General features: G+C 52.4%; 16 protein-coding genes. 11 read left to right on the top strand and 5 right to left on the bottom strand.

Translation table 11 applies throughout. The annotated features are described in order from the left end of the window. Positions 1 to 114 precede the first annotated feature (114 nt). From PBOR_RS29430 to PBOR_RS29415, 4 genes are all read left to right on the top strand, one after another. Positions 115 to 1,053 carry an ABC transporter permease gene (locus tag PBOR_RS29430; RefSeq protein WP_042220066.1) on the top strand — a complete coding sequence of 313 codons (939 nt, stop codon included), beginning with the start codon at positions 115 to 117 and terminating at the stop codon, positions 1,051 to 1,053. Positions 1,054 to 1,066: 13 nt separating this feature from the next. Next, complete coding sequence (locus tag PBOR_RS29425; protein WP_042217406.1) at positions 1,067 to 1,948, top strand: carbohydrate ABC transporter permease; 882 nt, start codon at positions 1,067 to 1,069, stop codon at positions 1,946 to 1,948. 14 nt (positions 1,949 to 1,962) lie between these two features. Continuing rightward, entirely contained in the window at positions 1,963 to 3,582 is a 1,620-nt protein-coding gene (locus PBOR_RS29420; RefSeq protein ID WP_042217405.1) for an extracellular solute-binding protein, read from the top strand. Between the two features lie 64 nt (positions 3,583 to 3,646). After that, positions 3,647 to 5,083 carry a glycoside hydrolase family 32 protein gene (locus tag PBOR_RS29415; RefSeq protein ID WP_042220065.1) on the top strand — a complete coding sequence of 479 codons (1,437 nt, stop codon included), beginning with the start codon at positions 3,647 to 3,649 and terminating at the stop codon, positions 5,081 to 5,083. A gap of 69 nt (positions 5,084 to 5,152) precedes the next feature. Here the strand turns inward: PBOR_RS29415 and PBOR_RS29410 are convergent, their stop codons facing one another. Next, on the bottom strand, positions 5,153 to 5,416 hold the full coding sequence (locus PBOR_RS29410; protein ID WP_042217404.1) for a hypothetical protein: 264 nt from the start codon (positions 5,414 to 5,416) through the stop codon (positions 5,153 to 5,155). An 86-nt stretch (positions 5,417 to 5,502) separates the two neighbouring features. Further along, positions 5,503 to 5,976, bottom strand: coding sequence for a DUF2798 domain-containing protein (locus PBOR_RS29405; protein ID WP_042217402.1), 474 nt, complete (start codon positions 5,974 to 5,976; stop codon positions 5,503 to 5,505). A 137-nt stretch (positions 5,977 to 6,113) separates the two neighbouring features. On the opposite strand from PBOR_RS29405, the gene PBOR_RS37830 reads away from it, so the two are divergent. From PBOR_RS37830 to PBOR_RS29395, 3 genes are all read left to right on the top strand, one after another. Further along, positions 6,114 to 6,254, top strand: a complete 141-nt coding sequence (locus PBOR_RS37830) for a hypothetical protein (protein WP_218918867.1) — start codon at positions 6,114 to 6,116, stop codon at positions 6,252 to 6,254. Positions 6,255 to 6,557: 303 nt separating this feature from the next. Further along, positions 6,558 to 6,974, top strand: a complete 417-nt coding sequence (locus tag PBOR_RS29400) for a MarR family winged helix-turn-helix transcriptional regulator (protein ID WP_042217401.1) — start codon at positions 6,558 to 6,560, stop codon at positions 6,972 to 6,974. A gap of 242 nt (positions 6,975 to 7,216) precedes the next feature. Beyond that, positions 7,217 to 9,466 carry a helix-turn-helix domain-containing protein gene (locus PBOR_RS29395; protein WP_042217399.1) on the top strand — a complete coding sequence of 750 codons (2,250 nt, stop codon included), beginning with the start codon at positions 7,217 to 7,219 and terminating at the stop codon, positions 9,464 to 9,466. A 111-nt stretch (positions 9,467 to 9,577) separates the two neighbouring features. Here PBOR_RS29395 and PBOR_RS29390 read toward each other — a convergent pair whose 3' ends face one another. After that, a complete protein-coding gene (locus PBOR_RS29390) occupies positions 9,578 to 10,465 on the bottom strand; it encodes a carbohydrate ABC transporter permease (RefSeq protein WP_042217398.1) in 888 nt (295 codons plus the stop codon). A 316-nt stretch (positions 10,466 to 10,781) separates the two neighbouring features. Between PBOR_RS29390 and PBOR_RS29385 the strand changes: the two genes are divergently transcribed. The 3 genes from PBOR_RS29385 to PBOR_RS29375 all read left to right on the top strand — a co-directional run bounded on the left by PBOR_RS29385 (position 10,782) and on the right by PBOR_RS29375 (position 15,477). Next, a complete protein-coding gene (locus PBOR_RS29385; RefSeq protein ID WP_425415554.1) occupies positions 10,782 to 11,705 on the top strand; it encodes an ABC transporter permease in 924 nt (307 codons plus the stop codon). A gap of 99 nt (positions 11,706 to 11,804) precedes the next feature. Next, positions 11,805 to 13,343 (top strand): extracellular solute-binding protein, encoded by a 1,539-nt coding sequence (locus PBOR_RS29380; protein WP_042217397.1) that lies wholly within the window; start codon positions 11,805 to 11,807, stop codon positions 13,341 to 13,343. A 304-nt stretch (positions 13,344 to 13,647) separates the two neighbouring features. Continuing rightward, on the top strand, positions 13,648 to 15,477 hold the full coding sequence (locus PBOR_RS29375; protein WP_042217396.1) for an APC family permease: 1,830 nt from the start codon (positions 13,648 to 13,650) through the stop codon (positions 15,475 to 15,477). A 314-nt stretch (positions 15,478 to 15,791) separates the two neighbouring features. On the opposite strand, the gene PBOR_RS38405 is transcribed toward PBOR_RS29375, so the two are convergent. Both PBOR_RS38405 and PBOR_RS35815 read right to left on the bottom strand, forming a co-directional pair. After that, a complete protein-coding gene (locus tag PBOR_RS38405) occupies positions 15,792 to 20,153 on the bottom strand; it encodes a S8 family serine peptidase (protein ID WP_052429692.1) in 4,362 nt (1,453 codons plus the stop codon). A gap of 30 nt (positions 20,154 to 20,183) precedes the next feature. Then, positions 20,184 to 23,414 carry a S8 family serine peptidase gene (locus tag PBOR_RS35815; RefSeq protein ID WP_052429691.1) on the bottom strand — a complete coding sequence of 1,077 codons (3,231 nt, stop codon included), beginning with the start codon at positions 23,412 to 23,414 and terminating at the stop codon, positions 20,184 to 20,186. Between the two features lie 311 nt (positions 23,415 to 23,725). Here PBOR_RS35815 and PBOR_RS29360 point away from each other — a divergent pair, with 311 nt between their 5' ends. Beyond that, positions 23,726 to 26,485 carry an AfsR/SARP family transcriptional regulator gene (locus PBOR_RS29360; RefSeq protein ID WP_042217394.1) on the top strand — a complete coding sequence of 920 codons (2,760 nt, stop codon included), beginning with the start codon at positions 23,726 to 23,728 and terminating at the stop codon, positions 26,483 to 26,485. Positions 26,486 to 26,524: the final 39 nt, after the last annotated feature.

Raw genomic sequence — 26,524 nt, 5'->3', positions numbered from 1 at the left:
GCTACATAGATCCGGGCGGACTTATGCCAAGGAGATTGGCAAGCAAGCAGCGGCCTGCTGCACAGCAGTATTGACGCAGCCGCATCGTAAGGAGGGAAAGGATTGGCAAATCCGATGATTCAACAAAGGGGAACAGAAATCAAAAAGCGCAGCCAGTGGTTAGGATACATGCGCCGGAATTACATCCTGTATCTGTTTTTGGCTCCGGCCGTAATTCTGACAATTATATTCAAATACGTTCCCATGTACGGCGCGATTATTGCCTTCAAGAATTTCAGCCCGCGCAAAGGCATCATGGGCAGCGAATGGGTCGGTTTCGAGCATTTCCAGCGGTTCCTCTCATCGCCGAATTTCTACGACATTTTAATGAATACGCTTAAATTAAGCGCCTATGGGCTGATTCTTGGTTTTCCGGTGCCGATCCTGCTGGCGCTCATGCTGAATCTGATCCGCGGAGCGAAGATCAAGAAGAATATCCAGCTGATCGTGTACGCGCCTAACTTTATCTCGGTCGTGGTGGTCACCGGGATGCTGTTTGTCTTCCTGTCGCCGGCCGGTGTGGTGAACGCGCTGATTACTTCTTTTACGGGGAAGCCAGTTTCATTCATGAGTGATCCCGCCTATTTCCGGACCGTGTATATCCTGTCGGGCATTTGGCAGACCGCAGGCTGGTCATCGATTATATATGTGGCTACTCTGGCGAATGTCGACCCGCAGCTGCATGATGCAGCAACGATTGACGGCGCTTCCCTGCTGAAGCGGATCCGCCATATTGATCTGCCGGCGCTGAAGCCGGTGATGGCTGTGCTGTTCATCCTTGCAGCGGGTGGCATCATGTCCATCGGCTATGAGAAGGCCTTCCTGATGCAGACGGCGCTCAACACCCCGACCTCGGAGATTATTGCGACCTATGTCTATAAAGTGGGTCTGCAGGCCGGCGATTATGCCTATTCCACAGCAATCGGATTATTCAATTCCGTCATCAATGTGATCCTGCTGGTCTTCGTCAATACGGTCGTCAAGCGGCTGAACGAAGGGGAAGGGCTGTATTAATAAGGAGGTAAGTATGGATATTCAATATTCCGGGAAGGACCGGATGCTGCTGGTTGTTACTTATATACTGCTCGGTTTGTTCATCCTGGTGATTCTGTTTCCGCTCGTGTATGTCGTGCTGGCCTCCTTTTTAACACCGAATGTGCTCATTACCAAGGGGCTGGCCATTGCGCCTTCGGACTGGACGGTAACCGGCTACGTCAAAATTCTCAGCAACAACGCGATGATCCGCGGCTTCTTCAACGCTGTTCTGTATTCTGCGGCCTTTGCGCTGGCCACTGTGTTTTTCTCCGTCTTTGCGGCTTACCCGCTGTCGATTGAAGGGCTGGCGGGCAAGCGGCCGGTGATGATTTTTTTCCTGATTACGATGTTCTTCGGCGGCGGTCTGATTCCGACTTACCTGGTCGTGAAGGATCTGGGAATGCTGAATACGGTGTGGGCGGTAATTCTGCCCGGAGCGATCAGCGTGTTCAATATCATCCTGGCCAAAACCTATTTCCAGGGTCTGCCCAAAGAGCTGTTTCAGGCGGCCAGTATCGACGGGGCATCGGAGCTGGGTATTTTCTTCCGGATTGTGCTGCCGCTGTCCAAGCCGATTATCTTCGTGCTGGCTCTGTATGCCTTCGTGGGACAGTGGAATTCTTATTTCGACGCTATGATTTATCTGGAGGATTCCAGACTGTTCCCGCTGCAATTGGTGCTGCGTTCGATCCTGATTCAGAATCAGGTGCAGCCCGGTATGATTGCTGATGCGCTGGCCCAGGCGGAGCTTAAGAAATTGTCCGAAATGATCAAATACTCTTCCATCGTCATCTCCAGCCTGCCACTGATTGTGATGTATCCGTTCTTCCAGAAGTACTTCGAGAAGGGTGCCATGGTAGGCTCCATTAAATAATAGGGGGAATCTATATGAAAAAAACACTGCAAACCTTATCCGTGCTGGCACTCTCGGCCTCTGTGCTGGCCGGCTGCGGCGGAGGGGGCGGCAATTCCGCGGCCTCCGAGGATTACAAGCTGGAGAATGTGACGCTCCCGCTGCAAGAAAAGGTAACGCTCCATTTCATGTCCCAGAGCTCGGCGCTGGCTCCGGCCGATCCGAACGAGAAGCTGATCTACAAGCGGCTGGAAGAGAAGTCCGGAGTACACATCGATTTCACCAACTATACGAATGACTCTTTTGTCGAGAAAAGAAATCTGGCAGTAGCCAGCGGAGATCTGCCGGATGCCATCATCGATGCCGCCTACTCGGACTACGATCTGCTGACTCTGGGCAAGGACGGAACGATCGTTGCGCTTGAGGAGCTGATTGAGAAATACATGCCGAATCTGCAGAAGGTGCTGGCAGCAGCGCCGGAGTACAAATCGATGATGACGGCGCAGGACGGTCATATCTATGCTTTCCCGTGGATTGAAGAGCTGGGTTCCGGCAAGGAGAGTATCCATTCGGTTAATGGCATGCCGTGGATTAATGTGGAGTGGCTGAACAAGCTGGGGCTCGCTATGCCAACTACGACGGAAGAACTTAAGAACGTCCTGGTCGCCTTCAAAAATGATGATCCGAACGGGAACGGCCAGAAGGATGAGATTCCGCTGTCTTTTGTGCTGAATAACGGCAATGAAGATCTGAACTTCCTGTTCGGTTCGTTTGGACTGGGAGATAATGGAGATCACACCGTGGTCACCAATGACGGCAAGGTGGTCTTCACGGCCAATCAGGACGGCTACAAAGAGGGCATTAAGTATCTGAATGAGCTGTATCAATTGGATCTGATCGACGAAGAGGCTTTTGAACAGGACTACAATACGTATCTGGCCAAAGGGCAGAGTGAGCGCTACGGTCTCTATTTCCAGTGGGATAAAGCCAATATTACCGGGTTCAACGATAAATACGATCTGATGAATCCGCTGGCCGGTCCAACCGGTGAGGTCAATGTAGCCCGGACGAACAACTTCGGATTTGACCGCGGCCGGATGGTTATTACCGGATCGAACAAGAATCTGGAGCTTACCGCCAAATGGATTGACCAGCTGTATGATCCGCAGCAGTCGGTTGAGGACAACTGGGGAACGTATGGCGATGACACTCAGCAGAACATCTTCGAATACGATGAAACCGCCAAAATGCTGAAGCATCTCCCGCTGGAAGGCGCGGCTCCGGTTGAATTACGCCAGAAGACCAGCATCGGCGGCCCGCTGGCCATTCTGGACGAATACTACGGCAAGGTGACCACCAAGCCGGATGACGCCGCATGGCGGCTGGACCTCATGAAGGAGAAACTGGTTCCTTATATGAAAGCCGATAATAACTTCCCGCGTGTCTTCTACTCACTGGAGGATCAGAAGGAGTTGACGGCTATCGAGACGGATTTGTTCGCTTATGTAAGCCGCAAGCGTGCGGAATGGACCAAGACAGGGAAAGTGGAAGAGGAATGGAAAGAGTATCAGGCAGAGCTGTCCAGACTCGGGCTGGATAAATGGCTGGAGATCAAGCAAGCTGGCTACGACAGCTATCTCAAGAACAAAGGCTGAGGTTACGCAGCCGGATCATATACAACACATATAAACAGATAAAGGTGGTAATGGAGTGGGAATTATGGAGAGAGCCAAATACAGGCCTATACTGCATTTTACGCCAAAACAGCATTGGTTGAATGATCCGAACGGATTAATCTATTTTGAAGGCGAATATCACTTGTTCTATCAGTATCATCCGCATTCCTCTATATGGGGACCGATGCACTGGGGACATGCGGTCAGCAAAGACCTGATTACCTGGGAGGAGCTGGATATTGCACTGTATCCGGACGAGCACGGCTATGCGTTCTCCGGCAGTGCAGTCGTAGACTGGAACAATACGAGCGGACTGTTCCCGGAGAAACCGGGTATCGTCGCAGTCTACACCAGTCACCTGGAGCCGACTGAAGCCTCGCCCTCCGTGCAGAGACAGAGCCTGGCCTACAGCCAAGACAACGGCCGGACCTGGATCAAATATGCAGGCAATCCGGTGCTGACCCATCCTTCCAAAGCGGATTTCCGTGATCCGAAGGTGTTCTGGTCCGAAGCTCACGGGAAGTGGGTGATGGTGCTGGCAACCGATCAGACGATTACATTCTACTCCTCCCCGAATCTGCGGGACTGGCGTCTGGAGAGCGAATTCGGTGAGGGGGCAGGCTCGCATGATGCAGTATGGGAATGCCCGGACCTGTTCCAGCTCCCGGTTGAAGGGACAGGGGACAGCAAGTGGGTGCTGCTGGTCAGCATCGGTGATAATAGCGGGCAGAGATACGGCTCGCGGACGCAATATTTCGTCGGTGAATTCGACGGATCCGTGTTCACGCCGGAGCACAGCGACATCCGCTGGCTGGATTATGGCAAGGATAACTACGCGGGGGTCAGCTTCTCCGGCATCCCGGCTGCGGACGGGCGGAGAATCTTCATCGGCTGGATGAACAACTGGCGGTATGCCAACCATATTCCAAGCCAGGGCTGGCGCGGCGCGATGACAGTACCGCGGGTACTGACGCTGCATGCGGCGGAAGGCCGCACGCTGATCCGCCAGCAGCCTGTAGCAGAGCTGGACCGTTACTTCGCAGAGACTGCTGCGCTGCCGGATATGCTGCTGACACCGGGCGAGCACCGGTATCTCAGCAGCAAGGCTTCAGCGATGGAGCTGCGGCTGGAGCTTGAGAACAATGAAGCGGAACAATTCGGTCTTATTATTCATCATACAGATACCGAGCATACAGAACTCATCTATTCTGCTGCCGAAGGCATTCTGGCCCTGCGCAGAGATCAGTCCGGCGAGACCGGCTTCTCGGAGATATTCCCCGATCTCCAGAGCACCGGGCGGATGGGCAGCCTGAAGAACCTCCGTATCCTGCTGGATGCGTGTTCGGTCGAGGTGTTCGCCAATGACGGCCTCTCCGCAATCACCAGCCTGGTCTTTCCCGGAGATGCTTGCACCGGCCTGACCTTCTATTCCACGGGCGGGAGCGTACAGCTCCGTGGCAATCAGTCATTCATCCGATAAATAAATAATATGATAAAGGGTGTTCTGCAAGCCGGGGAAATTGGCTTGCGGAACACCCTTTAATTGCATTTACGCGACAGGAAGCCGGAAGGCAGGCTTAGATCTTCCACCGGTGAGGAGTGACAACAGAATGAGTCCTTTGGAAGCTTTGCGGTTCAGTCTGGCCTTGAACACATTCGTCAGTGTAATAAATACACCCTGAACGAGAATACAATTGGCGAACAAAGTGAAATACGTCCAGAACCGGGCATCGAGTGAACGGCCAAACCAGTTAATCAGTACAAGAGCCACAACTAGCAGGAGAAGAGAGATACCATCCTTTCGGCTGAGCATGGCACAACATCCTTTCTATTGGCTGATTCAATCCAGTGTTGAAAGATATCCATTATTACCTGCAGACTGAATTGATCAAGCAAACGTCAGGCACTATGCGCTGCAGCCGGAGCCGGAAACATCCGGGTGAACAGGAAACGGGTCAGCGGACCGACAACAATCAGCTGCAGCGGCAGGGCACAGATGAAGTTAAGCCCCAGGATAGAGAAGTAATGACGGAAGAAGTTGTCCCTGAATCCGAAGTGTGCTAGTGTGCCATATAGAGACATGAGGATGACCATTCCGCATACCATGAAGCACGAGATCGTCAGGACTTTCTTGATCATAGGGGCGGAAGGCTTCACGATTTTGAAGGCCAGGCCTTTGGCAATTTTACTGACTACAACGATATCGAAGAACAAAGCAACGGCAAGTGCCGGCAGCAGTCCGATGGCCACATCGGCGAACAGCCTGTTATTGAATCCGTTAGAGAGAATTACATTATAAAAAGACATGAAGACGACCATGAAAAAGCACATGAGGCTGGTGAAAATTAAAGCTTCTTTTTTATTGCTGCCCATTTCTCAAACTCCCTTAAATATAAGTTTTTCAAACCTCACTTATAGTAGCAGGGGATGCGATTATTGTCAACTTGGTTGACAATATTTAATCCGGATCATATGCGCTTAAGACTGGAACGAACACAATCAGCGGGTTAATGGGGGCGGAACAAGCCTTGGAAATTATGGGCGTGCAGGCGTGCAGGCGGACGGGCGTGCAGGAAAACAAGCGAACAAGTGAACAGGCGGACAGGCGGATGGGCAGTAAGGATTACCCGGATGGTTCTGCGGCTGGCTAAGCGAGCGAACTTAAGTTCACTAGTGAAGACAGGCCTAAATGTTGTACGTAGTGCAACTTGGACCTATGGATAATGGCAGATTCGTAAGGATTGTTGTATGAAATACAAGAATTTCCCGGCTAGCGGCTTGAATAAGGGAGGAATCCTGCCTTTTATACAACAATTCTTGAATACACCCGATATTGTGAGGGGAATGTTGTATTTCGTGCAGGATTTTAGTTAGACAACTTTAGTTAGCAGCTTAAGTTCAGCTTACAATTAGACTTTACGCTAAATTGCATGTATATATTGGAGGCCTTTAAGATGAAAGAGTATATCCTTGGTTTGAACCTGGTTGATTTAATCAGCGAGAAGCACAAGGTTCTGCGGGACAGGGTAAATACGGCGAGCGGGGAGAAGCTCAACAAGACCGAAACACATATTCTTGCAATGCTTGAGCTGCATGCCATGCTGTCCATTTCGGAGATTAGCAGGCTGATCAGCATTTCCCGTCAGGGGACGCAGAAAACGATCAACAATCTGCTGGCTGGAGGGTATGTGGACACGGCCATTGTAGAGGGGAACAGCCGGGACAAACATATCGTGCTTACTCCGCGGGGGGCTGAGGTGTGCAGGAGTATGCTGGAGATCAAGCAGAACATCGAGGCGGAGATCGCGGCCAGAATCGGCAAGGACCAGGTGGAGGTATTGCGGAAGCTGCTTACCGAGGATTGGCTCTAAGACTGCTGCTACTGCCAGGCGTCCAGGCGGATTCACAGTTTGTCACGGTTAAAATGGCGTTCATTCAAGGTTCCCGGGAGGCTTCCGGCGGGCCTTTTTGTGTTGGCTGAGGGCGAATCCGGCCTTGAGAGGTGTACATCCGATGAGCTGCAGCAGGGACAATGCACACGTTAAAATTTCTTGGATTTCAAGATATGAAAACGCTATAATTGAAAATGATTACATATTGAAGGAGCCTATCTATGAAAAAAGGCAGGATGTTTTATAAGATTTTTATTCCGATTCTGGTGCTGGGCATCGGCCTGGTCATCAGCTTCGGCAGCTATATTTATATGACAACCAACCATTCTGTTATTGAGCGGGTCGCAGCCGGCAAGCAAAGCCTGATTAACCAGATTAAAAATACGCTTGAACAAAAAATTGAAACTATTGAATACGCATTCAATACTTACAGCACTACTAATTCCTTCAGCGAGGTTATCAAGAATCCGATTACCGAATCGGATTTCCAGGCGTACCGCAATGTCAACACACAGCTGAATTACATTGCCTCTCTGGGTATGGATGGAGTGGAATATTCACTGATCAGCCTGGAGCAGGATTGGCAGATTTCCAACGGGCGGCTCACCTATTTGACGGAGGCAGACCGGAAGAGCCTGTATGAGAGTTATATCGATAATCAGAAGCAGTCGCTCTTCTGGATCAAGACAGATAAAGGCATCCGGTTTGTGAACACGCTGCCGGTGTTCTCCCAGACGAAGCAGGCGATCGCTTTATCCGATATTTCCCTTCAGTCGCTCCGCCGCACCCTGCAGACGGAGGACAATACCCCTGTATTTCTGCTGAACCGGCAAGGGGATACACTCTATGAACCGGAACCCGAATCGGGAGAGAAGCTGTTGACCGGCGAACAGCTCAGCCAGGTTACGGAGCTTGCAGGTACCGGTGGACCGGCGGGCATTGTGCCGCTGGAGAAGGCCGATCATCAGAAAATTAAAGCCATCTACGCGAAGTCTTCCTATAACAATTGGATCTATGTGACGCTGCTGGAACAGAAGGAAATCTCGGATGCGCTGAAGGCTACGCGCTTCGGCCTGATTATGATGATCCTGATGATTACGCTGCTGATTGTGGCAGTAGCATACAGCACGGCACTTCATTTCACCAGGCGTATCCAGAAGATCCAGCGGAAGCTCTCCGGGGAGGGCCAGCCTGCGCCCAAGGATGAGATTGACTGGATTATCACATCGATTGATACGATCCTGTCGGAGAAGGAGAGTCTGGAAGGTCTGCTGGAGCTGGAAATGCCGCAGCTGGAAACCCAGTGTATCCTGAACCTGTTTCGGGGCAGCATGTCGGCGGAAGAGCTGGAGCATAATATGGCCCGCTTCGGGTATTCACTTACGGAGCAGACGCATTTCGCCACAATGCTGATCCAGCTCGACAATTACGGGGAACGGCAGGCCAATGATAAGAATCTGCTGCTCGTTGCCGTGAACAGGCTGGTGGAAGAGCTGATTCCGGCTGCGCGGAGAATGATGCCGATTCTGCTGAACGATCAGACGCAGGCGACGATATTGATCTTTGAGGGAGCCGGCGAGCAGGAGAACCGCAAGCAGGTTCTGGAGGATGCCAAGCGGATTATTAAGACCGTAAGGGAGCTGCTCAAGCTGTCGGTCAGTATCGGGATCAGCCGGTTCTACACCGATCTGACTTGCAGCAGGGAAGCCTGCGAGATGAGCAAGCAGGCGCTGCATCACCGGCTGAATCTGGGGAAGGAATCGATTATCTTCTATGAGGATATCTCCCAGGTGATTTCAGGTCCTGTGCTGCTGCATTATCCGTCGGAGCTGGAATCCCGGCTGTTCGACGCGATCCGGCTTGGCGATGAAGAGCGGGTATCCCGTTCACTCTATCCGCTGCTCGGGGAGATGATGAAGCACAGCAAGAACCCGCTCAACTTCGAGGTTACGCTGATCCGCTTCGTGAACAACCTGATTCAGCTCGAACAGCTGATAGGTGTAGAGGTGCTGCTGACCCAGGATAATTCCACGCTGTATCACCGGCTGCTCGATATCCGCAACCCGGAGGAGATTGAACGCGTCCTGGTGAAAGAGGTTATTCACCCGATGGTGGCCTGTATGAAGGAGAAGACTACCCGCCAGTTCCGCGGCCTGTCTGACCAGATTGCTACCATTGTGCGGTCGGAATATGATCAGGATCTGACGCTTGAGCTGATCGGCGAGCGCCTGCATTACAGCCCGAACTATCTGAGCAGCATCTTCAAGAAGGAGTTCGGGATGACCTTCAGTGAATATCTGATGGGGTACCGGCTGGAAACGGCCAAGAAATGGCTGGCAGAAAGTGAAATGACGGTCAAAGAGATCGGTGAGCGCCTCCAGTACCATAATCCGCAGAATTTCATCCGTTCCTTCCGCAAGAAGGAGCATGTGACCCCGGGGGCTTACCGGGCGATGAAGCAGGAGAAATAACGAACCCGACAGACAGCAAACAGCCAGCCCCTGGTGAAGGGGCTGGCTGTTTGGGTTAACCGGACGGTACGGATGGATATGTTCAGTCCGTTTTCACTGAACTTGGGTTCGTCAGCCTTTGACTGCTCCCAGCATAGCTCCTTTGGTGAAGTGCTTCTGCACAAAGGGATAGGCAATCAGCATCGGCACAGTTGCGACAACGATTACGGCCATCTTAATGGTCTGGGCCGGCGGCACAATATCCACTGAGGCGTTATCGCCCTGCATTCCGCTGGACACGATGACGATCTGGCGCAGCAGCACCTGGATCGGCCATTTCATCGAATCGTTGATGTACAGGATGGCAGTCATGTAAGTGTTCCAGTAGGCTACGCCATAGAACAAAGATAAGGTAGCGATGGAAGGCAGCGCGAGCGGCAGCATGATTTTGATAAATACACCAAAGTCATTCGACCCGTCTATCTTCGCGGATTCTTCCAGACCTTCCGGCAGCGCCTGGAAGAAGTTGCGCATTATGATCAGATTGAAGGCGTTGATGGCTGAGGGGATGATCATGGACCAGTAGGAGTCGATCAGCCCGAACATTTTGACCACCAGAAAGGTTGGAATCATGCCGCCGCTGAACAGCATGGAGAAGACGACTACGAAGTTAATGAAATCCCTGCCGGCCAGATACTTGCGGGATAAGCCGTAAGCCATGAGTGAGGTGAGAATCATGCTGAATATAGTACCGGCGATTGTAACACCGATGGACACGCTGAGCCCTCTGAAGATTGTGGGCGTAGACAGAATGAAACGGTAGGCATCCAAAGAGAAGGTAGTCGGGAACAGCACAAATTTCTTCTCGACGACCTCCTGGGTGGAGGCAAAAGAGCTGGCAAAGACATTGATAAAGGGTAATAGACAAATCAGGGAAATGAGTGCCAGCAGCGTGGTATTGACGATGGTGAACAGTCGGCCGCCCATCGTTTCTTTTTTGAATGATGATGATTGCGCCATGCGGTTATCCTCCTTGTAATCGTATCAATGACACTGTATCAAGGGGGATTCATTCCGTATATAATCATTAGCTATGACTTTGCCGGGGGGCGGAATACGGGCGGAAGCAAGCCATGCTCTTTATCCCCGGTGGGTATCCCTGTAAGGGGTAGTGGACGCGGGAAGCCTGCAGCGGCGCGGTTTAACCGATCAGAGTAGGTAATGATTATATACGTAATCCGCCGATAAATTTAAGCTTGAGGCGTAAAGAAACGCGTTCAAGGAGGCCGAGCTGGTGAAGGAAGCAAATATCGCCGTGATGGAATCAAACCCGTCAATGGCAAGGAAGAAGCGGAGCGGACACAGTCTGCTGAGTCTAAAAAGAAACAAGCTTTTATATCTGATGATCCTGCCGGGGTTTGTGTACTTTGTAATCTTCAAGTACCTGCCGATGGGCGGACTGGTGATCTCATTTCAGGAATACCAGCCTTATTTGGGGATCGGAGGAAGCCCCTGGGTCGGATTCAAGCATTTCGTCCGTCTGTTCACGGAGCCTACCTTCCTTATGCTGCTGAGGAATACACTGGTTCTGTTTGCGCTGAATCTTGTAATCTTTTTCCCCCTGCCGATTATTCTGTCGCTGATGCTCAATGAAGTCCGCAATAAGATGTTCAAGAGTGTGGTGCAGACGATCATTTATATCCCGCATTTCCTGTCGTGGGTGATCATCGTCTCCATTACTTATGTATTCATGAATGTGGACGGCGGGGTGCTTAACGAGGCCATTGCCGCACTCGGCGGGCAGAAGATTAGCTTCCTCACTTCTCCGGAGTGGCTGCGGATTGTCTACATCGGCCAGATTATCTGGAAAGAGCTTGGCTGGTCGACCATTATCTATCTGGCAGCGATTACGGTAGTCGATACCCAATTATACGAAGCCGCAGAGATGGACGGGGCCGGGAGATTGCGTAAAACCTGGCATGTCACGCTGCCGGCGATCCGCCCGGTTATTATCACGCTGCTGATTCTCAAAATCGGACATACGCTGGATCTTGGCTTCGAGCATATGTACCTGCTGATCAATTCCCTGAACCGCGAAGTCGGGGAAATCTTCGACACCTATATTTACACTGCCGGTCTTAAGAACGGGCAGCTTAGCTTCAGCACAACCGTGGGCCTGTTCAAAGGGCTTGTCGGCCTGATTCTCGTCATGCTGTCGAATAAGCTGGCCAAGAAGATGGGGGAAGACGGGGTTTACTAATAGGGCCAACCTGTAATTCAAACGTGGAATTCTTGCTCCCTCCTAACCGGGGGAGAGGAAGATAAAGCTATTCAAACGATCTGAAAAGGGGAAAAGGGAATGAACAAAAAAATCAGCAAATTAGCAGTGCTTGCCGTCAGCGGGGCTCTGGTACTGAGTGCCTGCGGCAACAATGAATCAGCAAATCCGGGGCAGGCTGCAAATACAGCCGGGAATGAAGCCGGGAAGGCGGCACCCGCAGCGAAGACAAAAATCAGCTGGATGAACATTCTGCATTCCACCACGCCGCCGACCGATACCGTGCTGAATAAAATTGAGGAGATTACGAATACAGAGCTTGATTTCTCCTGGGTCCCGGACGCCTCCAAAGAGGAACGGATCAATACGGCACTTGCTTCCGATTCACTTGCGGATATCGTCACACTTACGCTCTTGGACAATTCCTCGGTACGCAATGCCTTGAAGGCCGGTGTATTCTGGGAAGTATCCTCTTATCTGGACGAGTTCCCGAACCTTGTAGCGATTTCGCAGGACATGCGGACCTCAGCCTCCATAGAGGGCAAGCTGTATGGCATCCCGATGGTGAAGGATATCGCCAGAAATGGCGTCATTATCCGCAAGGACTGGCTGGATAAGCTGGGGCTGCAGGTACCCACAACAACAGCTGAATTAATGCAAGTTGCGAAAGCGTTTACAGAACAGGATCCGGACGGCAACGGGTCCAAGGATACGACCGGCTTCATTGACCGGAGCGATCTCGTATTCGGCGCATTCAAAACGCTGGGCTCCTACTTCGGGACCCCAAGCAGCTGGCATGTGGATGATAGCGGTAAAGTTACGCCGGAGTTCGAGTCTGAAGGATATGTTAAGGCGATGGACTATATGAAAGAGCTGTACAAAGGGGGTTATATCAATCAAGACTTTGCCGTAACCGCCAAGAATGACCAGCAGCAAGGGTTCGCGCAGGGGAAGGCGGGGATTTATGTCGGAGCACTCTTTGACAGCAAGAACCTGCTCAACCTGGCCAAAGGCATTCAGGATTCGATGGATCTTGTCATGGTGAACGATATAACATCCACCGGCAATGAGGCTGACCGGGCCATCTGGAGTTCAAGCAACGGCGTCGGCGGCCTGCTCTCCTTCCCTAAATCGGAAGTCAAAGATGAAGCGGAGCTCAAGCAAATCCTGCAATTTGTTAATGATATCATGTCAGAAGAGGTATTCGCTCTGATGACTTACGGAATCGAAGGTGTGCATTACACGATTGATGCAGACAAAGCAGTTACCATAACGAATACAGAGCTGTGGCAGCAGGAAGTGCAGCCGTTCTCCTCCTCGCGCCCCAAAGAGCCCGGGTATGCCATTCATGATGCCGATCCGCTCAGAACAGAAGCGGCACGCCTGATTCTTGAGAATGAAAAGTATGCGGTGCTTAATCCGATGTATTCGCTTGAATCCCCTACGTTCTCATCGGAAGGATCTGAGCTGCAGAAGATCATTACAGATGCTACCTACAAGTATATTCTCGATAAAATCGATCTGGCCGGCTTCAAGGCAGAGGTTGAGAAATGGCGCAAATCCGGCGGCGATGCCATCATCTCCGAATACGAAGCCGCGTATAAAGCTGTAAACGGCTGATTGCTGAAAATAAAACGGATAGGAGCAAACGGACGAAGCGTAATGCCTGCTTCGTCCATTTGCTGTTGTTTCGTAACCGGCATGAGCATGGCCTCAGAAGTATGTGCAGTTATCAGATAAGATATGTAATTTAGTAATGAAAAAACCGCAAATGTCTATGGTATCTGCACCTATACAGAATGTTATAAAAGGATTAAGGTATTAACCAGGCGGCGCAGCAAATATAGTGTCTGTATCCAGTTATAGGGCCAGATTATAATTGTGCGCCAAGGGTAATATAACTTAAAAAAGTCGGTGAGCTGAGATGATGTCTTCGGTAAAAAGATTCCTGATTGGACGGCCGCTGAAGTCCGATCAACTGGGCGAGCAGAAGTTAAACAAGACCAAAGCCCTTGCCATTCTGTCCTCGGATGCTTTGTCTTCGGTTGCTTACGGTCCAGAGCAGATTCTGCTGGTGCTGATTACCATAAGTGCAGCAGCATTCTGGTATTCCATTCCTATCGCTGTAGGGGTACTCGTGCTTCTGCTGGCGCTGATTCTTTCCTACAGGCAGATTATTTTTGCCTACCCCCAAGGCGGTGGCGCTTATGTGGTATCCAAGGAGAACCTGGGCAAGTATCCGGGTCTCGTGGCCGGCGGCTCACTGCTCGTGGATTATATATTGACTGTGGCGGTAAGTGTATCTGCCGGAACAGATGCAGTCACTTCCGCTTTTCCGAGTCTTCATCCTTATAATGTAATTATTGCCATCATCTTCGTGCTTCTGATTACGACTCTGAATTTGCGGGGAGTCACCGAATCGGCGTCCTTCCTGGCTTATCCGGTCTATCTGTTCGTCCTTGCCATGTTTATCATGATTGGCCTTGGATTGTTCAACATTGTGACCGGCAATGTGCCTGCCGAACTGCATACCTCACTGGGTACACCGGTGGCTGGAGTGAGCTTGTTCCTGCTGCTCCGGGCCTTCTCTTCGGGGAGTTCGGCGCTGACAGGGGTAGAGGCCATATCGAACGCCATACCGAACTTCAGGGCTCCAGCACCGAACAATGCAGCCAAAACACTTGCCGCGATGGGTATATTGCTGGCGCTGTTATTCTCAGGGATTGTCTTCCTGGCTTATTATTACGGGATTGCCCCGCGCGAGGAAGTTACAGTGGTTTCCGATATTGCCGAGCAGGTATTCGGCCGCAACTTCATGTATTTCTTCGTTCAGGGGACCACGGCGCTCATCCTGGTTCTGGCAGCCAATACCGGATATTCCGCGTTTCCGCTGCTGGCGGTGAATCTGGCCAAGGATAAATTTATTCCCCGGATGTTCACGGTCCGCGGCGACCGGCTGGGTTATTCTAACGGGATTCTCAGCCTCGGTATCCTGTCGATCATTCTGATTATTGCCTTTGAGGGACGGACTGAGCACCTGATCCCGTTGTATGCGGTAGGGGTATTCATCCCCTTCACGCTCTCGCAGACCGGCATGATGGTCAAATGGATCCGGCAGAAGCCCGAAGGCTGGCTGCCCAAGCTTATTATCAATACGATTGGAGCGCTCATCAGCTTCATTGTTACGATTATGTTCTTCCTGACGAAATTCCCGCAAATCTGGCCGGTGCTGGTCTTCCTGCCGCTGATTATCCTGTTCTTCTACCGCATTCACAAGCATTATGAATCGGTGGCCGACCAGCTGCGGATTACTACCTGCGGCGAACCGCCGCTGGCGATTGAAGGGAATATCATTATTCTGCCGGTGGCCGGAATTACGCATGTAGTGGAGAACTCCCTGCGGTATGCCAAGTCGCTGGGTGCCGAACAGATTATTGCGGTGCATATTCCGTTTGAGCGGGAGGATGACGCCATCTTCGAAGAGAAATGGAAGAAATTCCATCCCGAGGTGCGGCTGGTGACGCTGTATTCGCCATACCGCAGCATCATTCATCCGCTGACCAAGTTCATCGACACGGTCCAGCGCAAGGCAAGCGAATCGAATTATCAGGTTACTGTAATCGTTCCTCAATTCATTCCGAAGAAGGGCTGGCATAATATCCTGCATAACCAATCCAGCCTCCTGATCCGCGCGCATCTGCTGTACCGCAGAAATGTAATCATTACTACTGTGCCTTATCATTTGAAAAAATAATCTTTTTGAGTGGACGCTCCGAGAACGGACTGTTGTTCCAATCGCTGTGCTCTCCAGATTTTTTTCATTCCCCTTAGCGGTGAAAATCCGGAGACCAAGGCGACCGCTACGCTTTTCCACAATCAGTCCGTCCTCTCCACTGTTTAAGCGGGAATCCAATTTACAATCTTAAAAAAACAACAAAAACAAAGAGCAGCGATCCTCCAATTACAGGAGAATCGCTGCTCTTTTGATTTTATGGTGTTGAGCATAGATCTGGTCTGTCGCTATTTTTTAAACCTACTTTGGAACAGCTCCTTCTATTGTTGAGCCTGCTACAGGGAACCTGCTAAACTCAGCAGCTGATACAGAACCTTAGCCGCAGCTTCGCGGGTGGTCGGCAACGCAGGGTGGAAGATGAATTGTCCCTGCTGTGCTTCGCCCTGCATCAGTCCGGCATCGCTGACTGCCTGAATGCTGTCCTTGGCATAGCTGCTGAATGCAGCAGCATCGCTATAAGGTACGTGAGCTGAGCCGCTGGTGAACCTGATATCCAGCAGCTTAATCGCTCTGGCCAGCATGACGGTCAGGTCCTGGCGCGTAATCTCATCGCCCGGTCTGAAGCTTCCGTCATAGCCGGTGATGAGGCCGGCCTTGTAGGCGGCATTCACATCTTGCGCATACCATTCACTTCCCTTGATATCCTTGAAGGCATTCGTTCCTGGCTGCTTATCCAGGCCGATGGCCGTCACGAGCATGGAGGCGAATTGTGCGCGGGTAACGGGACTCTTCGGCGAGAATGTATCTGCTGAAGTTCCATTCAGAATGAACCTGCCGGCCAGGGTCTGGATTTCGCTCTTCGCCCAGGAGGACCCGGTATCCTTGAAGGTGATCTGTCTTGTTGCTGCTGCATAAGTCGAGAAGCCCGGACGGCTGATCTTGACTAAGGTTGATCCATCCGTCATGGTCTTGAATTGGGCAGGCACAGGATATACAGTGTCCCCTTCTGTATAAAGCGCGCCTGCATTCGTGGCGTCGATGCCCTTATCCAGTATGAAGGCCCGGTGGACGATCTGATCCGGTGCGAACGTTACTTTGGAGGAGACGCCTGCCACTGTGGAAGCGGCCTCGAAGGTATAAGGTGTTCCGAGAATTACTGCACCCGGGTAGCGGGCAGCAAATGTGGCTTTACTGTCAGCTGCCGGTGCAATCGTGACGGTCAGACCGGCATCAGCGCCGAGTCCTGACAGGGCAGACAGCGGTAAGGCTACGGATGCCCCTTTCCATGTGAAGGCCAGTGAACTGCCCGCAGGCGCGGACTGCAGCAGCTTCACTTGCCCGGCAGTCAGCTGCAGGCTGGCCCCCTCGCTGCTGTTCTCCGCAGCAGTTATGCTGTAGACAGCAGCTGCGGCTTTAGCATCCAGTGCCTTCTGAAGCGCGGCATTATCGATGGAGACCACCGTCTGGTCTCCTTCCAGAGCAGCGGTGCCTGTAAGGGCGGCAACGCTTTGCCCTGGCTCAACTACAGCCGCGAGCTGTTCGGCAGAGGTTGCCGTACTTGGGCTTGAGGCTGGTGTTGAGGATGGCGTTGGCGTTGGTGAAGGTGCCAATCCTCCGCCACCGCCGCCATTACCCGATACAGGGGTTGGGGTAGGAACAGGACTTGCAGTAGGAATAGGCGTTGGAGTAGCCGTTCCTCCGCCGCTGCCCGGATCAGGCGTAGGCTGGGTTGGTCCGGTGACTTCTTCGTCCTCACCCACCGCATAGAACGTCATATTTACAAGCTGGACATCTGCGACATTAAATTTCTCGTCATACTGCACTGCATATATGCCGAGCTTATATTGCCCCGGCTCCAATTGCTTGATGACGTAATTTCCATACTCATCTACTGTTCCGTCCGAGTAGCTGCCGTCGATATTCTCGAAGGTCACCCGCCCCGCAGGAAGTGTAGACAGCTGCTGGGTCTGCTCGTTTAATTCATACCAGTCGGAGATCCGCCCGATATAGCCTTCACTCAGGCCGTTAACCTCAACAACCATGAAATTGGTGTGATCATTGGCCAGTGTGACGGACAAGTCGGCCGGAGCAGCCGGTGAGATTCTTTTGTTCGTCAGCGCACCGTCAATCAGTCCGAAGTCATTATCGGCAACGTCGGTTCCCACATGAATGACAAATGGCAGGTGAAGCGGAGGAAGTCCCGGACTCTGCAGCAGGATTTCTCCTTCATATACTCCGTGAGCTGCGCCCTCAGCCGCTTGGGCCGAAAGGGTAAAGGGTATGCTGGAGCCCGCGGCGGCGGTGATTGTAGCATCTCCGTCAAGTCCGCCAAGCGTCATTTCTATGCTGCTTACATCCGGAGTGGCAACCGGATCAGAAGGATCGGATGTTACGCTTGAATGCATAACTACCGAAGCGGTGTAGGTCACCTCATCACCGGAGAAGTTCTTCACCCGGAGCGGCTTGGATAGCGGCGCATCACCCGGCTGAATAGCTCCGAAGCTAAGATTGCTGGCCTCGCTCTCCATCACGGTTGCATTCATTTGCTCGTCGTAAATGGTAATCGGATCAAGGGCTTCCACTACAGCCGGTGTAAGCAGAGCGCTGGCTACATCCGCCCGGCCTGAACCCTGGGAGTACACATCATACTGTGTACCGCCGGCGTTGGAGATCACATCCGCTGTGTTGGCCAGTGCAGCCCGGATATCGAGCGGCGTCCAGTCAGGATGCGCCTGCGTCATAAGCGCTGCAAGACCCGCAATATGCGGGGAAGCCATACTGGTGCCGCTGGAGCGGTGATAGGCCAGATCGTAGCTGGGATCCCCCTTATCGAAATAATAAGCATACTCCTGATCACCGTAGAGCGCAGCATACTCCGGCAGGGTGGAGAGAATATTCACGCCTGGCGCACTGATATCCGGCTTGATACCATAATTATCATCGGAATTGGGTCCGCGTGAGCTGAAGTCGGCGATGGTGTCGCCAGCTGCTACAGTCATCGGATAATCCTTGCCGAAGGTGATATGCAGCGGTTTGTCCGGATTGGCGAGAATCTCCCGGGCCAGTGCCCGTCCCTCAATTCCCGGCATGTCGAAGGTAGGGATATGGGCATAATCATCGCCGAGGAAGGCGATCTCGCCTAACGGGCCGTCACGTCCGGGAATACTGACGGAGAGATCGGCTTCTTCCGATCCGTCCAGCGAATTGCCGTTGAAGATAATCAGAGCCTTTGCCCCCTTCTCCTTGGCAATAGCGACCTTGTCTACGAACGTCAGGTTGCCGCGGGAAACCACGACGACCTTATCCGTTACATCCCCGGTTTCGTTATAGTCGCTGTAATCCCCAAGTCCCGCATATACAGCATCCAGCGGTGCGGTTCCGAGCAGATCACTGAAATTCGCGCCCTTATAGCTCCAGCCGAGAAGGTCCGAGTAGACCGTGTCGGTCACTGAGTATACTTCCTCTGTTACGGTGTCCGTCAGCTGGGCGCTGAAATTGGCACTGTAGTGGATGCTGGTGCTTGTAGCGGCAGCAACTGAAATGGCTAGCTGTGAGCTGGCCGGCGAGCCCATGGAGTAATAGTATTTGCCGTCACTGCCGGCATTGCCGTTCGCGATTACGGCTACGACGCCGGAGAGCACGGCATTGTTCACGGCAATGGAATCCGGTGAATCCGGGCCTTTCTCCAGGTCAGAGCCGAGTGACAAATTGATGACATCCATCCCGTCCTTAACAGCATGCTCGATGCCGTCGATGACCTGGGCCGAGGTACCGGAGGTCTGATAGGTTCCGTCTTCCTTCTCGGTTGCACCCAGTACCTTGTAGGCATAGAGGTCAGCCTCGTAGGCAACGCCTTTCTGGACAACCTCGGAAGTGGGATTCTCTCCCCGCCCTACAATGGTTCCGGCTACATGGGTGCCATGGCTGGTGCCTTCGAAGCCGAAGATGGCCGGAGGCTCTTCATAAGGATCATTATCCTGGTAGAAGGAATCGTAGCCGCCTTTATAGGCATTCTTCAAATCAGGATGCTTATAATCGACCCCGGTATCGATGACGCCGACCTTCACGCCTTTGCCGGTAAAGCCGCTCTGCCAGGCGGTGTCCGCCCCGATCTGGGCAATCGGATCGATTTCGAAGCTGCTGCCGGAGCTGTTCTCCGCAGCCGGGGAATCGATCAGCGGAATCGGATAATACGTGCTGTTCAGGCTGATGGACTTGACTCCGGCCAGCTTCGCCAGCTGCGGAATCTGATTGGCACTGACCGTAACCTCCATTCCGTTCAGTACAGTGTTGTACTGGTAATTGACCTTCAGCGGAATGCCTTTGGAGCTGGCGGTATTCTTGAAGACGGTCTGCTCCGACATGACGGACTGTTCGGCCGATTGCACAGAGAAGGAGCGTCTGGACATGCTGGCGGAGCGTTTGGCTTCTGATACGGCCTGTCCGGTCAGCTGGATGATTACACTTATTTTGGCGGAAGAAGCAGTATTAATATTCCCGTCTACAACCACTGGAGCTGCTGTAAGAGCAGCAGACAGTTCAGGAGAGATAAGCGGCTGTGCCGGATTGAGCAGACCGGCAAGTGTCTGCGAAGCCGGCGTTGTTCCGGCTGCCCCTGCCGGACTGCCCAGAGGAGCCGCCAGCAGAAGGACGGAAGTGAAGAGCGCAACCGATTGTTTGATGAATGATTTAGCCAATGTCTGGTTCCCCATTTCTATAGAAGGTATTTACTGCGGGATAGAGATGGCATCCACCGAAATATAGGTGCCGCTGGAAGCCGCATTCTTCTCCCCGGTGTGGACGACACGCAGGGTATGCTTGCCCGCAGGCAAGGCTGCCGATTCGAAGATCACTGCCCGGAATTCAGGCACTGCACTGTATAAGTCAACGGAAGCGACCGGCTTCTCATCAATGAGAATGTCAGCGATACCGCGGTTAGGTCCGGTGTACGCCAGTACCTGTACCTGAGTGCCTTCAAATTTGAATTGGGCAGAGGCTTCAGGGCCGTCTGCATATTTGGCAATTCCGCCGAAATGCTTCAGGCTGAAGTTGGTTTTCCAGGCACCGCTGTAAGAGGTAGTGGCATTGTCCTCCTGAACAAGATGAGCTACTGTGAGGGCGTCGACATTGATGAAGGCGGTGCCGCTCTTTTTGGCATTTGGATCGGTCTTGCCCGTCCATTCAATAGTGAAGGTATGCTGCCCGTAAGGAACGATTTTTTCATAGATTAGCTGCTTGTCCAGGGAGGTCTTGCTGAACAGTGAAGGGGCTGCTGCCTTGATCCCGTCGATATAGATATTGGCGATGCCCTGCTTGTCATTCTTGGAGCCGGTCCAGCTGATATAGCTGCCTACGAAGGCGAACTCGACCTTGCCCTTCGCATTAATCTGCTTGGCGGTTGTTCCGGAATAGGCGCTGCTGCTGACCTGTGCCCAAGGGCCGGTGAAGATCAGCGGGCTGCTGGTATCCTCATAGCTGCCTGCCAGGTTATCTGTGGCAACACTAAGCGTATAGCTGCCGCTGCCCTTGTAGGCATACACGTCCAGATAGTAGGTTCCGCTCTCGTTCACTGTGAAATCTATAGCTTCAGAAGAGGTTCCTTTATTCTCCGAGTAAGCCAGGATATTGTCGTTACGCTGAACGGTTGCCGCTTCAGGAGAATACAGATACAGATCGAAGTCTGTTCCTGCATCACCGGTTAGTGCCAGGCTGATATTCTCACCGGCGTGGAGCTCGATGGAATAGACATCATTCACGTCCGCAGCCTCATCCAGCCGGTTAGTGATGCTGCCGCCGGCGTAAGGGGTGCCGGGAATGTCATCATCTGTCAGCGCCTGATAGGCGTTGATCATGGCTCCGCTGGCTATACGGCCTGTCAGTGAGCTGAGACGTGTGCCGCTGCTCATGATCCGCTGCTTAACGGCAAGCGGGCTGAGTGACGGCTCCTGGCTGAGCACCAGTGCGGCAACACCGGAAGCATGGGCGGCAGCGTAAGAGGTACCCTGTGTATAGTTGTAGGTATAAGTGCTGTTCGGTGCCTTTGTAATATTCTCAAGGTTAATGGTGGCAATCTTCGGATCTCTGGAAATGACCCAGTTGTAGCTGTCCTTGTCTTCATCCAGCGGATACTGTACGCCATCATAGATGGTTCCGGAAACTCCGAGTACGTTCGAATAGAAATATTCCTCGACGAAGTACAGATGCAGGACATCTCTCGTAAAGTCGGATTCTTCCATTGCATTTAAGGAATGGGACCCTGTAAGCAGGAGGTGTCCTCCAGCCTGCAGATATTCCTTCAGCTGGGCCTGATCGTTGTCCGTAATATTCTTAAGATTGTTCCTGGCGGCGGTGCCTGTGAACCAGATGACAACATCATATTGCCCCAGCAGATCTGCCGAAGGGCCGTCCCCGCCGTTCGGTGCGGACTGGACAATATCCTCCTCTTCGTCGAACCCGGCGTAATCTTCAAGCAGTGCCTTGTACTTGGACAGCTTCGGACTGCTTGGATAAGGCTCGATATTGGAGCCGTCATCCTGTACGAGCAGTATTCTTGCAGAAGCGTCATCCTTCGGGGCACCCAGATAATCCATAGCTTTGTCAAAAGCCTCCTGGCTGTAATTCTGGTCAGCATCCTCATCGTCCAGAATGTTCTCAAAAGCAATCCCGTTAAAAATAATTCTGGAGGTGCCGTCGTCTATCTGCGCGGCCAGACCTGAATTGACCACAGGTGCTGTTGTCCAGTTCAGGTCGCCAGGCGCTGCAACGTCCACCGATTCCGCGCCGATATTGGACATGGCGGCCAGATTCCCGGTATTATCCACTGCCGTAACGGAGAGGATGTTCGGGCTGTCAAAGGCGGCCGGATAAGCTGGTGTAGCATCCGTGTTCACACTGTAGTTGCCGGAAGGGGCAACAATGAGCATCTTGGAGGCATCAATTACGTCTTTGAGCGCCTGGCTGTAGTTGTAGGTTTCGGCACTGATATTGGCGATCTTGGCCCCGTTCTTCTCGGCATACTGGATGGCTTCGATCAGAGCGAGCACGGTCCCGTATTCGCCTTTCATGAACTTGAGCGGCATAATCTTCACCTTGGGGGCGATGCCCGATACGCCGATGCCGTTATTCGAGGAGGCGGCGATAATCCCGGCTACGGCTGTTCCGTGCCAGTCCCCATCCACGGCATCATAGAGCTGATTCGTATGATCAATGAAGTTCCAGCCGTGAACATCGTCAATATAGCCGTTGTTGTCATCATCCTTGCCGTTACCGGCATAATCCTTCTTGTTGGTCCAGATATTGTCCGCCAGATCGGGATGACCGGCAGCCATGCCGGTATCGATGACCGCGACAATCAGATCACTGCTGCCTTGCGTAATATTCCAGGCTTCGGTAGCCTTAATGTCGATCCCGGGTAAGCCGGGCTGATCTGTATTTGCGGGATCCTGTCCCGTGTTGAGCAGTGCCCATTGTTTATCGAAATAGGTGTCGTCCGGAAGTGTGCCGGCTGCTGCCGGATACAGCTTGTAGTTAGGCTCAGCGTAGAGGACGTTGGGGTCGTTGTTCAGTTCGGTAATCAATGGACCGATGTCGGCAGAGGCAGGCACACTCAGAGCTTCTGCATCAATGCCGGAGAGCCTAATGCTGCTCTGAAGAATGCTGGAATCCAGAATGGAGCTGGAAGGTGACGTGAATCCGGCCTTATACTTCACGATAATCGTGCTGCTGTCATAAGCGGCTTCTCCGGCAGGGATCGCTTTCGTTTCTGCTCCGGCAGCTGTGCTGCCGGAAGACGGCTTGATCTGTATCACCTTTTCTTGCGGAGCGGTGTCTGCGGACCATTCGCTTTTGCGCGGTTTGCCTGAGGGCTCCTGGGCAGCGAAGGCGTTGCCGAGCGGGCCAATCAAGAGCGATGTGAAGGCCATGATCATAATAGACTTGCTTAACCATTCTTTTCTCAAGTTTTTACCCTCCTGATTGAACAAGAAATGTATTTCTGCTGGAGATTCAGATTTCCTGAGTCAACATATATGACATGTGATATATGATAGTAGGCTGACCTTACTGGGATCTTACAGAAATGATCCGTAAGGCTGATGAAAGCGTCTTTAATTGCTCCGGAAGAGGGAAATATTCATAATTTTAAAAAATAAATAGAGTAGTGAGGTATAATGATGTCAATCTTTCTAACGTTAGATGGATTGCGTTTCGCGTATGAAGGGTTACTGGGGAATGATGTCAAAAAATGCGATTGCAGCGAGGTGGAAACCGATTGAACATACATGAGAATAATAGCAGGATCAGCATACCGGGCAGTCCGTTTTGTATCCCCCGTCCCCGTCTGTATGAGCTTCTGGACCGTAACCGTCAGGTGAAGCTGATTACGGTGGTTGCGGAACCGGGTTATGGCAAAACGGCATTGCTCTCCAGTTATATGCTGGACAGGGGCTTGCCGGCCGTCTGGTATCAGCTGCATGACAGCGACAGTTCCGCCTCCATCTTCATTGCTCATTTACTGGCTGCTCTTGGCAAACAGGTGAAGCAGCGGCCTGACAGCCACCGTCTGCCCAAGTTTATTCATGCCGGCGCGGAAGAGCTGCTGCATACGTTGTCCAACTGGCCGGAAGAGCTGTACATCATTCTCGACCATGTCCATGTCATTAATCCGGTTCAGAAGATCCTTGAGCTGCTGGAGAGACTGCTTGGTGAGACTCCGCCGGGGATCCGCTTTGTTCTGAGCGGACAGCTGCTGCCATCCCTGCCTTACGCTTCCTATAAATTACGCCGGAATTACTTCAATATAAGCAAGTCGGAGCTGGCCTTTACGCAGGAGGAGATCGGCGCATTCTTTCGGGATATGCCGTCCGCACCGCTGGAAGCCCGTGAGATTGAATATATCCTTCATACTACTGAAGGCTGGCCGGCCAGCCTGGAGCTGATCCGTGATGCAGTCCAGGGCAAGCCCGTAGAGGAACGTGACCGTATTCTCCCGAAGCTGTCCAGAATTCCGCATCTTTACGATTATATGGACCGGGAAGTGCTGAATTTGCAGACCCCGGCGCTGCGTACTTTTCTGCTCAAGACCAGTATCATGAGAGAGCTGGACCCGTCCGTCATCCGGAAGTATCTGGACCTGACGGATGAAGAGGTCCCGGCGCTCCTGATCAAGCGGTTCACCTTCAGCGTTAATCCCAATGAACAGACCTTCCGGTATCATAAATTATTCCGATCTTTTCTAATCGAGCGCCACCGGACAGAAAACAGCCGCAGCGGGATCAATCAGGATCATCTGAAGCTGAGCGGCGTTTATGAGGGGAATCATCAATTTTTTCCGGCCTTTGCCCATTCCATTCTGGGCAGGGATTTCGTGAATGCCGGCAGGCTGATGCGGGTGCTTCAGGTGCGCTACCAGCCTCAGGAATTCATGGCACTGCTTCAGAGCTGGCTGGAGGAATTTTTTGACCACCATTATATCGAATCCTCCATCACTCTGTACCGCTGCATCCCGTTGTATGTTCTGCATCAATTGATCGGGCGGCTGGAGCAGAACCTGGCTGGCCTGGAAGAACGGCAGCAGCAGATGTGGGCGGCTCTGATCCGCCAGCAGCTGGCCGGTATATATAAGCTGACGGGGGACCTCGGACAAGCCAAGGCACTGTCGGAAGCCGCACTGCAGACCTTCGAACGGGTGCAGGATCAGCCGATGATCATGCTCAGCCTTAACTTTCAAGCGGATTTGCTGCTGAATCTGGGACAGACCGCCGAGGCCAAGGCCTGTGCACAGCGCTGCCTGTTCCTGGCAGAATCGGAGGGGGATATACATTTCCTGCCTTATGCATTAAGCGGGATTGCCGACACCCTGATTGAAGACGGGGCTCCTGAAGCTGTTGAATATCTGGAGAAAGCCCTGGAGCGCAGCCCGGGCAATGATGATGCGCTCCAGTTCTTCCTATACTGCAGCAGATGCAAGCTCTACAATCTCGTCCAGGATGTCCCGCAGGCTATTGAATGGGCGCAGCAAACGGTTCAACTGGCTGAGAATTTCGGATTTGACCGTGATATCGGCTTGTCCAATATCTATTTGGCCAGAGCCTACGTCAGTGCAGGCCGTCTGCAGGAAGCCGGACCTTGCCTCGAAATCGCCTATCAGGTGCTGCAATCGTTCAAATTCGTGTTCGCGCATGTAGTCGCCGCGCAGTATACGCTGTTGCTGAAGCAGAAGGCGACCGTGGCGGCAGGCGTGAAGTGGCTGGAACTGAACGAAGTCTGTGAGAAGAACGGTTATCCCTTCATTGCTGACCGCTATAAGCAGGAGCAGAGGGATACAACTGCAATATTACTGGAAGCGGAGGCCGCACCGCTGCTGCAGATCGGAGTGCTAGGTCCGCTCAGCATCAGCGTCAATGATCAGCCCATTGTGGTACGGCGCAAAGCCAGCTTGAGACTGCTGCTCTTCCTGATCGTGAACCATAAGGGAAGAACGCCGCAGGATATTATTATCGAAGAGCTGTTTCAGAATAAATCACTTGGATCGGCACAGAATCAGCTATATGTGGCATTGTCTGTACTCAGAAGTACGCTGGAGCCGGGAGGCAATCCGGGCCGGAATTCGCGTTATATCAAGAATGTCGATGGCTTGTACTCTCTGAACACCAGCCTTATAGACCTGGATCTGGCCGCCTTCCTGGAGGTTAAGCTGGAGACCGGGAATATGGAGGAGCTGATCCGGGCGGAGCAGCTGTACCGCGGGGATCTGCTGGAGGAATACAGGTACGAGTCTTTTATTGAAGGCGAACGTGAGCGCATCGCGATCAAATATATGCAGATTCTGAACAGGCTGGCTGAGTACTTCGCCGCTCAAGGCGATTACTACCGGAGTATGGAGTATTATGAAAAACTATGTATGAAGGACCCGTATAATCTGAAAAACTTTCAGGCTTATTTCAAAATGCTGCAGCATTTCAACCTGCACGTCTACGCGGTGAAGGTAGCTGAACGAATGAAGCAAATGCCGCAGGAGTGGGCGGAGTGATAGAGAGGGAGGTTCAGAGGGTAACATTCAATGGGAGCT

Origin of the sequence: Paenibacillus borealis (assembly GCF_000758665.1) — a bacterium.
Classification (GTDB): Bacteria; Bacillota; Bacilli; order Paenibacillales; family Paenibacillaceae; genus Paenibacillus_AQ; species Paenibacillus_AQ borealis.
The sequence above is the reverse complement of the archived record's forward strand: the minus strand, read 5'-3'. Positions and strand labels throughout refer to the sequence as shown.